At 71.4% G+C, this 14,373-nt stretch carries 9 protein-coding genes; 1 reads left to right on the forward strand and 8 read right to left on the reverse strand.

Annotated features, from left to right (window positions below):
* Nucleotides 1-34: 34 nt before the first annotated feature.
* From ACFHWE_RS16110 to ACFHWE_RS16140, 7 genes are read right to left on the reverse strand one after another with little or no spacing between them, the layout of a single operon-like run.
* On the reverse strand, nt 35-1,768 hold the full coding sequence (locus ACFHWE_RS16110) for a hydantoinase B/oxoprolinase family protein (RefSeq protein WP_416602462.1): 1,734 nt from the start codon (nt 1,766-1,768) through the stop codon (nt 35-37).
* Entirely contained in the window at nt 1,765-3,843 is a 2,079-nt protein-coding gene (locus ACFHWE_RS16115; RefSeq protein WP_416602463.1) for a hydantoinase/oxoprolinase family protein, read from the reverse strand. The genes ACFHWE_RS16110 and ACFHWE_RS16115 overlap by 4 nt, the downstream gene beginning before the upstream one ends.
* The gene (locus tag ACFHWE_RS16120) at nt 3,840-5,126 is read right to left on the reverse strand and encodes an amidohydrolase family protein (RefSeq protein WP_416602464.1); all 1,287 of its coding nucleotides are present in this window, start codon (nt 5,124-5,126) and stop codon (nt 3,840-3,842) included. Before ACFHWE_RS16120 ends, ACFHWE_RS16115 begins: the two co-directional genes overlap by 4 nt.
* On the reverse strand, nt 5,120-6,304 hold the full coding sequence (locus ACFHWE_RS16125; protein WP_416602465.1) for an NAD(P)/FAD-dependent oxidoreductase: 1,185 nt from the start codon (nt 6,302-6,304) through the stop codon (nt 5,120-5,122). Before ACFHWE_RS16125 ends, ACFHWE_RS16120 begins: the two co-directional genes overlap by 7 nt.
* Nucleotides 6,301-7,701, reverse strand: a complete 1,401-nt coding sequence (locus ACFHWE_RS16130; RefSeq protein WP_416602466.1) for an FAD-dependent oxidoreductase — start codon at nt 7,699-7,701, stop codon at nt 6,301-6,303. The genes ACFHWE_RS16125 and ACFHWE_RS16130 overlap by 4 nt, the downstream gene beginning before the upstream one ends.
* Entirely contained in the window at nt 7,698-7,976 is a 279-nt protein-coding gene (locus tag ACFHWE_RS16135) for a (2Fe-2S)-binding protein (protein WP_416602467.1), read from the reverse strand. Before ACFHWE_RS16135 ends, ACFHWE_RS16130 begins: the two co-directional genes overlap by 4 nt.
* Nucleotides 7,973-8,920 carry a dihydrodipicolinate synthase family protein gene (locus ACFHWE_RS16140; RefSeq protein ID WP_416602468.1) on the reverse strand — a complete coding sequence of 316 codons (948 nt, stop codon included), beginning with the start codon at nt 8,918-8,920 and terminating at the stop codon, nt 7,973-7,975. The genes ACFHWE_RS16135 and ACFHWE_RS16140 overlap by 4 nt, the downstream gene beginning before the upstream one ends.
* A 221-nt stretch (nt 8,921-9,141) precedes the next feature.
* Here ACFHWE_RS16140 and ACFHWE_RS16145 point away from each other — a divergent pair, with 221 nt between their 5' ends.
* Entirely contained in the window at nt 9,142-10,158 is a 1,017-nt protein-coding gene (locus ACFHWE_RS16145; RefSeq protein ID WP_416602469.1) for a LacI family DNA-binding transcriptional regulator, read from the forward strand.
* A 155-nt stretch (nt 10,159-10,313) separates the two neighbouring features.
* Here ACFHWE_RS16145 and ACFHWE_RS16150 read toward each other — a convergent pair whose 3' ends face one another.
* Nucleotides 10,314-14,348 carry an AAA domain-containing protein gene (locus ACFHWE_RS16150; RefSeq protein ID WP_416602470.1) on the reverse strand — a complete coding sequence of 1,345 codons (4,035 nt, stop codon included), beginning with the start codon at nt 14,346-14,348 and terminating at the stop codon, nt 10,314-10,316.
* Between the last annotated feature and the right edge of the window lie 25 nt (nt 14,349-14,373).

Consider the following 14,373-nt stretch of genomic DNA (forward strand, 5'->3'; position numbering starts at 1 on the left):
CCGGAGGACTCCTGGTACGGTCAGGGCCGTGGGATCAGGGCTCTGACGGCGTGTGCGCCGACCTGTCGGGCGTGGCCTGCCACGTCCCGTCCGGTTCGACCAGCAGTCCGTAGTGCGTACGGGCCGCTTCGGCGGTGACGAGTCCGTTGAGCACGTCCTCCACCACGGCCGCGGGGTCGCGCTCGAAGGGGTGGCCGTAGCCGCCTCCCCCTGCGGTGCGGTTGGCGAAACGCTCGCCGGACTCCATCCGTGCCCGGTACATGCCGACCCTCCTGCTGCGGTCGGTGTCCGGCCACAGCTCCATGTGGCTGGGGTCTGGTTCGTGTCCGCCGTGCAGCGCCCAGGGCCGCGTCTTGCTCTTCTTCTTCATGGACAGGACCTCGCCGGGCGCGGTGTAGCGAACGACGCGCTCGACTCCGAACCCGCCGCGGTGGCGGCCGGGGCCCCCGGAATCAGGGATGAGTTCGAGCTTCTCGTGGAAGAGGGCGGCCTTGTGCTCCAAGACCTCGATCGGGGTGTTGCGGACCGTGGTCTGTGAGGGATGCTGTTGGGCGGTGCCCCCGTCGTGGTCCCGGGCCGCGCCCCATCCGATGCCCTCGTTGTTGCTGACCACGTAGTCCCGCCCCGTCCGCGGGTCGTTCCCCAGCGCCATGAACCCGGGTTCGTCGCCTCCGCTGGAGGCCGGCAGTGTCTGGATGACCCGTGCGAGGGCCTTGTAGATGAGTTCGAAGGCGACGATCGCGCTCCACTGCGTGAAGGTGGCCGACGGATAGACGGCGTGGAAGAAGTTGCCGGGGTCGGCGACGACCCGCAGCGGGCGGAAGTGGCCCGCGTTGGTGGCCTCGTCGGCGGTGGTCAGGCCCTTGAACGCGGCCTTGGCCAGCCCGAGGGTCGAACCGATGGGAAGGTTGACCGGCCCGGCCACGGCCGCGGATGAGCCGTTGAAGTCGACGGTCATCTCCTCCCCCTCGATGGTGACCTCGACCTCGATGCGGATGAGGTCGTCGGTGATGTAGTCGTCGTCGATGTAGTCGACCGCGCGCCAGGTCCCGTCGGGGAGGTTGGCCACCGCGCGGCGGGCGACGCGTTCTCCGTGCTCGATGACCAGGTCGATGGCCTGTTCGACGGTGTCGCCGCCGAACTTGTCCCACACCTGGCGGAGGCGCTCCTCGCCCGTGCGCAGGGCTGCCAACTGGGCGTGGAAGTCGCCGAGGGTGGCCTCGGGAAGCCGGGAGTTGAACCGGATCAGCTCGACGACGTCCCGGACCACCTCCCCGCCGGCGACGATCCGGGTCCCGGGGAAGATGATGCCTTCCTGGTGCATGTCGGTGGAGTCGAGGACGTAGCCGGCCTCCTTGGCGCCCAGGTCCATCCAGTGGGCGCGGACGGCGAGGTAGGCGGCCGGGCCATCGTGCCCGTCCCGGAAGACGGGTGCGCAGAGCATGGCGTCGTAGGAGTGGGCACCGCTCCAGTAGGGGTAGTTCATGAGGTAGACGTCGCCGGGGGCCATCGCCTCGGCGCCGACGTAGTCCACGAGCTTGACCAGGGCGTGGTCGTTGGCTCCCAGGAAGTGGGTGATGCCCGCGGCCTCGGCCATGAGCTGGCGCTTGGAGTCGTAGATGGAGATGCCGAAGTCCAGCACGTCGTAGATGACGGGGTTGAAGGCGGACCTGACGAGGGTGCGGCGCATCTGCTCGGCGACGGAGTTGACGTAGTTGCGGATGACCTCGACGGTGGCGCCGTCCAGCGGTGGTCGCGGGGTGTTCACGGGGTCTCCTTCCCGGTGGCGTCGACGTGCCCGGAGGCCGCGACGAGCAGGTGGCCGTAGGGATCCACGGTGAGGACCTGGTCGCCGAAGAGCACGGTGGTGGCGGTCCCCTCCTCGACGATGGCGGGGCCCTGGATCCTGTGCCCGGGGGCCAGGCACTCTCTGCGGTGGACGGCGAACTCGGCCATGGCACCGGTGGAGATGTCGAAGGCCTTGCGCCCTCCGTGGGGGCGTGCGGGGCCGGTGGCGGGCTCCTCTTCCGTCAGGGCGGGTTTGGGCAGCCGCCCCACGGCCCGCACACGCAGGGTCATCACCTCGCCGGGCTCGTCCATGGCGTGGCCGTAGCGCGACCGGTGGAGGGTGTGGAAGGAGGCGAGCACCGAGGCGGCGGTGTCGCCCGGGGCCAGGTCGATGCCCAGAGTGTGTTCCTGGCCCCGATAGCGCACATCCACCCTGCGCACGAGGTGGCCGCGGGACTCGGGGATGCCCTGGTCCGCCAGGACCGAGTTCGCCTTCTCCTCCAGTTCGGCGAAGAGCGTTTCCAGTTCGGCGAAGCCCCTCTCCTCCAGGGGGCGCAGTACCGTGGTGGAGAACTCGTACTCCAGGTCCGACATGAGCATGCCGAACGCGGAGAAGGCCGCGGGGACGCGCGGGATCACCGTGGTCCCGATGCCCATCTCCCGGGCGAGCATCGGTCCGAGCATGGGACCGGCACCGCCGAAGGCGAGCAGGGTGAACTCGCGCGGGTCGAGCCCCCTCTCGACCGTGATCTCTCTCAGGGCGCCCACGGATCGGGCCATCAGGACGCGGAAGACGCTCGCGGCGGCCTCGGCCGTGTCCACCTCCAGCGTGTCGGCCAGCCGGTCGCGGACCGCGGTGGCCGCGGCCCCCGCGTCCACGTTCATCTTCCCGTCGAGGAACTCGTCCGCGTCGAGGTAGCCGAGGGCCAGCGCGGCGTCGGTGACCGTGGGCTCCGTGCCGCCTTGGCCGTAGGCGACGGGGCCGGGGACCGCGCCCGCGCTGTGCGGACCCACTTTGAGGAGTCCGTCGTCGGTCCAGGCGATGGAGCCTCCGCCCGCGCCGATGGTACGTAGGTCGAAGATGGGGATGAGCAGCGGAAAGCCGTCGATGTCGGCCTCGTGGACCTCGCTGGGCTCTCCGTCCACGATGACGCAGGAGTCGATGCTGGTTCCGCCGACGTCGAAGGACAGCAGGCGCCCGATACCCAGCTCGCGTGCGAGGTAGCTGGCTCCGACGACACCGCCGGCGGGGCCGGACAGGACCGTGGTCAGAGGGGCCGTCCGTGCCAGGTCCGCGGTCATGGCGCCCCCGCCCGAGCGCATGATGTGCAGGGGGTCCGACAGCCCCTTCTCCCGGAGGCCGGTTTCCAGGACGCTGATGTAGTCGTTGAGGACCGGTCGGATGTAGGCGTCCATGACGGCGGTGCTGGTGCGCTCGTACTCCCGGTACTCGCGGGTGATGTCGGTGGACAGGGACACCGACACCCCGGGGAAGGCCTCCCGCAGGATCTCTCCCGCGCGCTGTTCGTGCCCGGGGTGGGCGTAGGAGTGGAGGAAGCAGACCGCGATGGAGGCCAGTCCGTGTTCCTCCACGAGGATCCGGCCGGCCTCGCGGACCGCGTCCTCGTCCAGTTCGGTGACCACCCTCCCCTCGGCGTCGATGCGCCCGGGCACTCCCAGGCGGTGGCGCCGGGGGACCAGGATGGGCGGCGGAGCGTAGGAGAAGTCGTACATGCGGTCGGCGGGGATGGCGGCCCGCGCGATCTCGAAGAGGTCGCGGAACCCCTCGTTGGTGATGATGCCGACGTCGGCGCCGCGGCGTTGGAGAATGGCGTTCAGGCCGAGTGTGGTGCCGTGCACCAGGGCGGACACGTGTCCGAGCCCATCGGCCAGTCCGGCGACCGCCCTCAGGACGCCTTCGGCGGGCGCGGCCGGGGTGGTGGGCGCCTTGTTGATACTGATCTCGCCGGTGGAGTCGTCGTAGGCGAGGGCGTCCACGAAGGTGCCCCCGATGTCCACCGCCAGTCGCACGCGGCGCTCGTTGCCTTGCGTCACTTCCCGGCTCCTTCGGTGATGCCGTCGCGGATGACGTTTCCCGACTGGATCACCAGGGGGATGTCGTGGAGTACCGACAGATCGGAGGTCGGGTCACCGCCGACCGCGATGAGGTCGGCGGCGTAACCCGCCTCGACCCGTCCGATACGGTCGTCGAGGTTGAGCAGAGACGCCGCGTTGACGGTCGCCGCTTGGAGGGCCTCTAGGGGGGACAGCCCCGCCTGGGTCAGAAATTCCATCTCACGGACCTGGGTGATCGTGCCGTCCATGGGTTCGCCGGGCGGGTAGTCGGTACCGGTGACGATGGTGATGCCCGGTGCCTCCGGGTCGGCGGGGTCGGTCCGCCGGGCCGCGGCGGCCCGGCGGATGCTCTCCAGGTGCCCGGGGCCCACCCGCATCGCCAGTTCGATCTGCCACTCGGTGAAGTCGTGCTCGCGCATCCAGTCGGGACAGCGGGTGACGGTGAGCGTGGGGGTGAGGAAGGCGCGGCGGCGTGCCATCTCGGCCACCACGGCGTCGTCGAGGTCGTATCCGTGCTCGAACCCCCGGACACCGCATTCGAGGGCTTCGAGAATGGCCTGCGAACCTCCGGCATGGGCCACGACGTAGGTGTCGTGTTCCCCGGCGGCCCGCACGGCGGCGCGCATCTCCTCCCGGGAGGTCTGGGAACCGTTGAAGGTCTCCCCGAGGTGGGCGATACCGCCGGTGATGAAGATCTTGATGTGGTCGGCGCCGGCGTCCAGTTCGGTCCGGGCGGCTTTGAGGAACTCGTCGTGTCCGTCGGCGAACACGCTCAGTCCGCCCTTGCCGTGGCCCCCGGTGGTCGAGATCGCCTGACCGCCCCCCACGATGCGCGGGGCCGGAGCCCAGCCCTTGGCGGCGGCCTCCCTCAGCAGCAGGTCGGCCCGGTTCTGCTCACCCAGGGTGCGCACGGTGGTGACACCGGCGTTGACGGCGTCGCGGGCCCGGGCCGCGGCGCGCAGGACCGTCGTGGCGGGGTTCTCGTTGTAGTCGGCGGCGTCGAAGGGGTAGAGCACCGACAGGTGCGTGTGGACCGAGATCAGGCCGGGCATCAGGTACCTGCCCCCCAGGTCGAGGACCTCGGCCCCCGGGGGAGCCGGCTCCGGTGTGACGCGGGCGACGGCCCCGTCCCTGAGTTCGACGCTGTGGTCGCGGGCGACGGCGCCGGTGACGACGTCGACCACGTGGCCGCCGGTCAGCCACAGGGATCGCTCCGCCCCGGGCCCTCCGGCTCCCGTGCGGGGACGGTTGTGGTTCAGCACGGTGTGACTCCCTTCCGAGTCGGTGTGAGAGACGCCCGTCCGGTTTCCGTCAGCCGGTCGGGAGAGAACGGGGAGACGTCGACACGGGGCTGCTCTTCGCGGATCAGCCGGCCCAGTGTCTCCCCCCACAGTGGTGCGAAGGTGAACGCGTAGGTCCCCCCGGCGACGTAGAACCCCGGTGCTCCGGGGACCGCGCCGATCAACGGCATCTCGTCGGGGGTCGCAGCTAGAGGGCCCGCCCACATGCGCAGCAGGCGGAGTCCGGAGAGGACGGGCAGGATGCGGGCCGCCTGGGCGACGTTGCCTGTGAGGCTCCGGCTGCTGGCGTGGCTGCGCCCCTCCTGCTCCATCCGCCTGGCGGGCCACCCTCCCCCGATGAGGAGGTTGCCCGAAGTGACCTGCTTGACGGACATGCCCTCACCGATGTGCTGGACGAGGTGGTGGAGCAGGGGCCGCTCCCGCACCGTCGCGTGCATCTGGATCGCCACGGGGGACATCCGAAGCCGGATACCGGCCATCGCGCAGACATCACCGAGCCAGGGACCCGCGACGTTGATCACCACGGGGGTGTCGTAGCGGCCCGCGGGAGTCTCCACCCTCCATCGCGCCCCCCGTCGTTCCAGTCCGGTGACGGGCGTGAACGCCCGGACCTGCGCCGCGTTGCGGCGGGCCGCCGCCAGGTAGGCGGGGGCCACCTTGAGCGGATTGGCGTAACCGTCGTCGGGGCACCAGGTGGCGGCCTCGACCGTGGGGCCGAGCAGGGGAAGCGCCTCCCGCGCGGCGTCCCCGTCCAAGACCTCGGTGCGCAGTCCGCTCTGCTCCTCCCAGAGGTGTTTGGTGCGCAGCTCCGCACACTGCCCGGGTGTTTCGGCGACCATGAACCCGCCGTTGCGGCGGACCTCCAGGTCCGCGTCGAGACGTTCCTCCGCCTCGGCCCACAGGTCGCCCGATGCCTTCTGGGCGGGGAGCAGGGCTCGGCTGTCCAGGGGGACGGACTGGCCTGGGCGGCGCGTGTGGACCGCCTGGATGTGCAGGTTGCCCGCGGTGGTCCCCGATCCCTCCCTGTTGGGGGCTCCGCGTTCCAGGACGAGCACTGACAGGCCCGATTCGGCCAGGTCGAGGGCGGTGGCGGCGCCCAGGACCCCTGCCCCGATGATCACCGCGTCGAAGCCGGTCACGTTTCCTCCCCGAAAGCTCTCAGGTGCAGGACGGTCGAGAGCGGCAGCGGGCGCAGGGGGACCCGTGCGGGGACGGCTCCGGCCCCTGTACCCCGGTCGCGCAGAGCGTCGAGTGCGGGCCCGCACTCGCGTGACTGGCAGGGGCCCATCCCGGCCCGGGTCGAGCCCTTCAGCGCCGGGACGTCCGACCCCCCGGGCAGGGAGGCCGCGGAGCGCAGGGTGTCGGCCGTGACGCATTCGCAGCGGCAGACGAGGGTGTCGCCGGGCAGCCCGGCGGCCAGTTCCGCGGTCAAAAGCGCCGGATCCGGGTACAGGCGGGAGGTCAGCTCGTTGAAGCGGGCCAGGGAGGCCAACCGGGCGGTGACCGCCCTGCGGGAGCGGCGGCCGATGGGCCGCCCCCGCGCGGCCAGGATGTCGAGGGCCGCCGCCCGGCCACGGATCAGGGCCGTGGGTGCCCCGGCGACCCCGGCCGCCTCACCGACGACGTGCACCCAGGGGACCGAACTGCGTCCAGCGGCGCTGAGGAGGGGAAGGGGGTCGCCCGTGTCCGGGCTCCGCCCCATGTCACAGCCGAGGAGCTGGGCCAGGTCGGACTGGGGACGGAAGCCGTAGCCGACGCAGAGCACGTCGGCCCCGTGCCGACCCACCACCCGGCGGGGGTCGGAGCGCCGCACCAGGGTGACCTCCCGCACCCGTTCGTGACCGGATGCCTCAGCGACGACGGTGTCCTGGTGCAGGCGCACCCCGTGCCGTGCCAAGCGCGCGGTGTACGAGGCCAGTTCGGCCAGGCGCGCGGGAAAGCGCAGCGCGCCCAGGGCGGCGGGCCGCGGGGTATAGGGGCGGCCCGCCTCGGCCACCGCCAGGACCCGCACACCCCGCTCCAGGAGAGCGCAGGCCACCGGCAGGAGGAACGGACCGGATCCGGCGACGACCGCGCTGCGCCCCAGCTTCACGCCCTCGGCGCACATGTGCTGGGCCAGGCCGGGTGTGACCACGCCCGGGAGCTGCCAGCCGGGGAAGGGCACGGAGCGTTCGTAGGCCCCCGTGGCCACGACGATCCGATCGGCGCGGACGATCACGGGATCGCCGTCGGGCCCGGCCGCCAGCAGGCCGCGGCGGTCGTCCTCCACCCCCCAGACGGTGTGCCCGGAGAGTACGCGCACGCCGCAGGCACGTACGCGGGCGATCAGCCGAGCCCCGGCAGGGCGGTGGTCGCCGATATCCCGGACGACCTCGGGCCCGGGGCTGCGGTAGTACTGTCCGCCGGGCGCGCTCTGCTCGTCCAGGAGCAGGACCTTCAAGCCCGCCCGTCCGAGTTCGAGCGCGGCCGCGAGTCCCGCCGGCCCGGCCCCGACGATGGCGACATCGGCCGTGCGGATCGTGGTCGGCGGCGTCACGGTCCCACCTCCCCTGCGGAGGTGTCGATGCTCATGCCCTCGCGCACCCGCTCGATGCAGGCTCGGACGGCCGGTCTGCCGTCGACGGTGACCTCGCACTCCAGGCACACCCCCATGCCGCAGTAGGGTCCGCGGGCCGTGCCGGACACCGGGTCGGTCCGGAAGTCCCAGCGCCCCTGTTCCAGGAGGGCAGCAGCGACGCTGGTGCCCGGTCGGATGCGAGCCGACCGGCCATCGATGGTCACGGATACACGCGGGACGGTCCGCTTCCTCATCTGTCCTCCCCCCGGGTCGGGGTGAGTCCGGCGGCGGTGAGCGCCGAGCGCAGCCGTTCCAGGTCGTCGGGGTCCGTTACCGGAAGGAGCGGGGGGCGGACCGTGCCGCCGGGGTGGCCGAGCAGGCCCATGACCGCCTTGAGCTGGGAGATGGGGGAGGCGATCCGACCGCTGTAGTCCGGGTTGACGAGTGCGGAGGAGAGGGCCGTGTAGCGATCGATCCAGGCGGCCGCCCGTTCCGTGTCCCCGGCGAAGAACGCCTCGTAGGCGGGCACGGCGTAGGGGGCGCCCAACCCGCCTCCATCGATGTTGCCGTCGCCGCCCAGACCCGCGAGGACCGCCAGCCCCCACCGGTGCAGGAACGAGCCGAAGACGCGTGCGCGGTCGGCGACGGACTCCACCGTGGCGCTCATGCGCATCCGGTCCCCGGTGCTGTCCTTGACCGCGACGACCGCCGCGATGTCGCAGAGCCGACGGATGAGGTCCTGGTCCGCGGCCAGGTCGACCGCCACGCCCCGGGGCCAGTTGTAGACCATGAACGGTAGGTCTGTGGCGGCCGCGACCTCTGTGTAGAAGGCGAGAATCTCCTCTGGGGTGGGGTGGACGTAGGGCGGAGGGGTGGCGAGGACGCCGTCCGCCCCGGCCTCGGCGGCGTGGCGGGCCAGTTCCGACGCCTCTCCCGGGGTGTAGGCGCTCACCCCCACGATGACGGGGACGCGTCCGGCCACCTCACGGACCGCGCTTGAGGCCACGCGCTTCCGTTCGGCGGCGCTCTGACTGAACCACTCCCCCGTGCTGCCGTTGACCAGGATCCCGTGGACCCCTTGGTCCACGTAGAGACCGAGGAGGTCCCTCCATGCGCCTTCGTCGAAGGCGCCGTCGGCGTCGAAGGGTGTGGGTGCGGCGGTCCAGTACCCCCGCCAGTCCACGTCGGTGCGGTCCATGCGCGTGCCTCTTCCGATTCTCCGTCCCCAAGATCCCAGGTCAGGTCCTTGGGATCGATTGCACTATGTTCAGCACCGCGCCACCGGAAAGTCAAGGGAGAAACATTGATTTAACCTGAGGAAACAAGGAGACGGACCCTCGCAGGGGTTCACACTTGGATACTTTGAGCTAGGATTCCTGCAATCGATCTCATAAAGTTGCACCTCAGCGAGGGGAAGATATGGCGGTCACTCTCAAAGACGTGGCCACGGCGGCAGGGGTGTCGCGGAGTACCGCGTCCCGGGCCCTGAGCGGGTCGGAGCTGATCTCCGAAGCCACCAGGGCCGTGGTGGAGAGCGCCGCGCTCAGGCTCGGCTACCGGCCCAACCGGGCCGCCAGCGCGCTCCGTTCCCGCCAGTCGCGCCTCGTCGGCCTGGTGATGAACAACCTGATCAACGCCTCGTTCCACACCATCGCCGAGGTCGTGCAGAAACGCGCCGCCGCGGCCGGCTACCAGGTGATCCTCTGCATCACCGACGCCGACCCCGGGAAGGAGCGCACGGTCCTGCGCATGCTCTCCGAGCACAGCGTCGACGGCGTCGTCGTCATCGGCACGGGGGACAACGCCGACCTGTGCGACGAGCTGATGGTCTCGGGGACGGGCGTCGTCAACGTGATCCGGGCACCGAAGAACGGACGGGCCCCCTCGGTCCTGGCCTCGGACCGCGAAGGAGCGCACGCGGCGACCCGCCACCTGCTGGAGCTGGGCCACCGGCACATCGCCTACGTCGGAGGCCCCGGCTCGGCCAACTCGGGCCGGGAGCGCTTCGCCGGCTACGAACAGGCGCTGCGGGAGCAGGGACTGGAGGTCGACCCCGAACTGGTCGAGCGGGGCCCCTTCACCCCGGAGTTCGGCACGAGCGCCGCAACCGCCCTCCTCGACCGCCGACCGGACGCGACCGCGCTGTTCGCCGCCAACCACGAGGCCGTCTTCGGGGTCCTGCCGACCCTGATCGGCCGGGGTCTGCGGATACCGCACGACCTGTCCCTGGTCTGCCACGAGGACATCCTCTGGCTGCGCAGTTGGCAGCCGCCGGTGACCGTGGTGGACAACGGCGCGGCCGAACTCGGCCGCCTGTGCTTCGACCTGCTGCTGCACCAGATGCGCGAGGGCACGCAACCGGACGAGACCTCGGGCAGGGTCTACCGCGTCGGTGCGAACCTGGTGGAACGCGAGTCCTGCGCCGCGCCCTCCTGAGCCCCGTCCAAGGGTTCGCTGTCCGCCCCGCACGCGGCCGGGACTGCGCGGAGGCCCGCACGGGAAGGGGTGGGACCCGGGTGGGCCCGGCTCCGCGTATCGCGGAGATCCGTGTCCTCACAGGCATTCCACACGCACCGGAGCGGGCACGCCCCTCAGCGGCCGCGGCGGGCACGGGCAGAACGTATCGCCCGGGTGAGCGCGTCCTCGATGCGCTTGCCCTTGCGCCGGAACCGCAGGAAACACATGGCCTCCCGCAGGACCTCGTCCTCCGTACGCAGTAGTCCGTCACTCTCGATCCAGGCCGCCAGGGCGACCAGGTCCCGGGGCCGGTACTCGGTGATCGGCAGCCCCGGCGGCAGGGAGGGGGCAGGGCCCTGCCGCTGAGACGGGGACGCGGCCGAGGGGGCGTGCGCCGATCCACCGGTGCTCCCCCCGACCGGCCGGGTTCCCCGGTCCCCGTCCTGCCGGCCCGCACCCGCCGGTCCCGTCCCGTCTCCCCCGCCGTGCTCGTCGGCGGCACCGACCGCCCGGTCGTAGGCCAGGCGTGCCTTGGCCACCTCGCCGACCGGGTCACGGAACCAGTCGGTGGACCAGATCCGGTGGAAGGTCCACCCCAGGTTCTCCAACTGCTGCTGGCGCAGCCGGTCGCGGTCGCGCGCCGAGGCCGAGGAGTGGTAGGAGGCGCCGTCCGCCTCGATGGCCAGCACCATCCGGCCCGGCTGGTCCGGATGGGCCGCCACGAAGTCGATCCGGTACCCGACCACACCGTACTGGCAGGTCAGCGGAATGCCCTCGGCGGTCAGACGGTCGCGTACGTCCACTTCGAAGGGGTTGAGTTCGGGCTTCTCCTCCAGGGCCGCACCCAAGTCGCTTCCCCCGGACTCGGCGAACTCCAGGTAGCGGCGCAGGAGCTTGGCGCCCTCGGCGTTGAGGCGGCCGGGGTCCAGGTCCCGGCTGCCGAAGGAGCTCACCAGGGTCATCCGGCGCTTGGCCCGGGTCACGGCGACGTTGAGACGGCGCTCTCCCCCCTTGAGGTTGAGGGGCCCGAAGTGGTGGCGCATCCTCCCGTCAGTGCCCTTGCCGTATCCGAGGGAGAGGATGACGGCGTCGCGCTCGTCTCCCTGCACACGCTCCAGGTTCTTGACGAAGAAGCGCTCGCGGCGGTCCTCGGCGAAGAACCCCGCCAGGTCGCGGCGCTGGGCCAGGGCCCGGTCGAGCGCAGCCTCGATCCTCTCCGCGTGCTCGATGCCCATGGTGATCACTCCCAGGGACTCTCCGGGACGGGATTCGGCGTGTGCGATCACCTCCTCCACGACTTTACGCACCTCGGCAGTGACCGACTTCTCCTGGCCCGGGTCACCAACGTCCCCGACCAGGATGTGGCGCACCGCGCCCTCCTCCTCCGCGCCGGGGAAGGTGGTCAGTGAGCGGTCGTAGACGTTGGCGTTGGAGAAGGCGATGAGCCGCTCGTTGCGGCTGCGGTAGTGCCAGCTCAGTGCCCGGCTGGGCAACAGGGGGTGGAGCGCCTCAAGGACCGAGTCGAAGCCGGAGGTGAAGGACAGGTCGTCGTCCTCCTCGGCCTCCTCCCTGGCTCCGGCGAAGAAGGCCGTGGGCGGCAGTTGGCGGGAGTCGCCCGCGACGACGACCGTGTCGGCCCGGGCGATGGCCGGAACCGCGTCGGCCACGGGGATCTGGCTGGCCTCGTCGAAGACCACCACGTCGAAGAGGCGCCGTGCGGGCAGGAGTTGGCTCACCACCAGCGGTGACATGGCCCAGCAGGGTTTGAGCGCGAACAGGGTCTGCTCGGCCTTGCCCAGGAGATCGCGGACCGGCATGTGGCGACGGCGCAGACTCGCCTGCTTCTTGATCAGGGTCCGCTGTTGCGGGTACGCGTCCAGGACCTCGAATAGGGTCTCGGCGGTCCGGCGCAGGACCCGCTGGGCGTTGCGGCGCAGATGTTCGCTGTCGGTCTCGGCGAACTCCGCCACCGTGGTGTTGAGACTGGTGCCGTCGAACGCCCCGTATCCGGGATCGGCGGCGCCGACCCGCTCCAGGATGGAGGAGTACCAGACGTGGTCGAAGCGCCGCACGGCCGCCGGGCCGTCGGCACCGCCGATCTCGGGGGAGCGCAGTTCACGTATCAGGGGTTCCAGTCCGTGGCGGACCAGCATGGAGTGCAGTTCCATCATCCGGGGGCGGCCGTGCGCGCCCGGCGCGTCGCGGGAGAGCCTCGTCAGGAGCGCCTCCAGGTCGGTGAAGGGGGCCTCGTGTGTGGAGACGTCGTCGGGCAGGACCCGCGCCAGGGCGGCGAGTGCGCGCGTGCACTGGCCGAGGGCCTCCTCCAGGTCCGGCAGCGTACCGATCGGACGCGGTTCTCCCCCGTCGGTGCGCTCCGCGTGCCACTCCCGCCGGGCCTCGCGGGCGCGGTGAAGGGCCTCCACCCACGCTCCGGCGGACTTGCGGACCGTGGTCCATCCGCGTGCGCGGCGGCGCAGTCGGCGACGCTCCGACCAGTTCAGCGGGGGGTCGAGGGGCTCGCTTCTGCGCAGGTCCCTGCTGAAGGCGTGGAGGAAGCGGTCCAGATCCTCCTCGAACACCTGCGGTCCCAAGTCGTCGGCGGTGTCCTGGACCCTGCGCAGGAGCGCGCGGGTCGTCTCGCACTCCTGCGGTGTCCCGGGGCCGCGCAGTCCGCACGCGTCAGCCGCGGCCCGAGCGGTCTCGCGGAGGCGGGGAAGCAGCCGTGTACGCAGATCGCGGACCGTGTCCAGGGCCCGCTGCGCGTCGGATCCCCTGGGCAGGTCCGCCCGGGCCCATTCCGACACCGCGTCGGCACGAACCCCGCCGCGGTCCACGTACTCGCGCAGGGCCTCGCGCGCGGCTTCGGCGGTCCGCGCGGTGAGCCCTTCCAGAACGGGGAGGGGAAAACGCAGTTCCGAGGCGTGTCCGGCCAGTCCCAACAGGGCGGCCTGGGCCTGAAACACGCTGACACGCCAGGGTACCCGCGGTTCATGCATGGTCCGGGTGTGGCGGGAGAGCGCTTCGCGGCGCTGTTCGAGCGCATGGTGCACCCCGGCCACGTCCGGTTGCCGGGTCCGCGCGGCACGTTCCAGAGTGGCTCCCAGGTCCTGGGCGATGCGGCGCCGGTCCGAGGTCCCACCGTGGATGTCCATGACCAGGTCGGCGAGGCCGACGTGGTGCATCCGCGACAGCACCGCGTCGATGGCGGCACGCTTCTCGGCCACGAACAACACCCGGCGGCCCCGTGCCATGAGCGAGGCGATGAGGTTGGCGATGGTCTGGCTCTTGCCGGTTCCCGGCGGCCCCTGGACGACCAGGTGCTGACTCCGGACGACGGCGTTGACCACGGCGCTCTGGGAGGAGTCGGCGTCCAGGACCAGGAACTCGTCCTTGGGCGCGTGAGCGTCCACGGGCGTCTCCGGGTGCTCCGCGGCCACGGCCCGCTGCGCTGTCGGGGCCCCCGACAGCGCCGCCACGACGTCGTGGGAGGCGAGCAGTTCCCCGGCGTTGTCCAGGTCGGTGACCATGGGGAGCTTCGCGTAGCTGAAGGTCCCCACCACCACACGGGGCTCGAACCGCAGGCCGGGGACGCCAGGGGCCCGTTTCGCGAGCCGCTCGGAAACGGACGCCAGGGAGATCCGTCCGTCCGTTTCGAGCAGGTCGGTGAAGTCCCCGGTCTCGACCGAGGCGGCGAAGGAGGTCCGCAGTACGTGCAGGAGCGCCGGGTTGACCTCGGTCTCCTCTCTCAGGGTGAGGGTGAACTCGCCGCGCTCCTGGGCGGGTTCGACGGTCGCCGCCCGGAGCAGGACCGGGGCCTGCGGCCTCCTGCGCTCCTCCTCCCAGACGGCCATCCCCTCGGCCAGGTAGCACGTCCAGACGCCGCGCTCCTCCTCGAACTCGACGGTCCGTTTGCGGATGGCGAGTGCCCTCTTGCGCGCGGCGTCAAGACCGTCGGGGAAGAGGCGCCCGAGCGTGACGGTCCTTCCCATGAACAGGGTGTCCAGGGCCCGGGCGTCCGCCTCACCCAGGTCCAGGGTGCCGACCTTGAGGTCGCGAAAGTACAGCAGCGTGTTGCGACCGCCCGCGTCGAAGAGGTCGGCGCGCCAGCGCTTGGCGGCCTCCGCCACCAGAGGGGAGGGGTCGGCGGAACCGTCGTGGGTGAAGGGCATACGGCCATCCTCTCTGACGTATCGC

This window comes from Nocardiopsis sp. LOL_012, assembly GCF_048060475.1.
Taxonomy (GTDB): domain Bacteria; phylum Actinomycetota; class Actinomycetes; order Streptosporangiales; family Streptosporangiaceae; genus Nocardiopsis.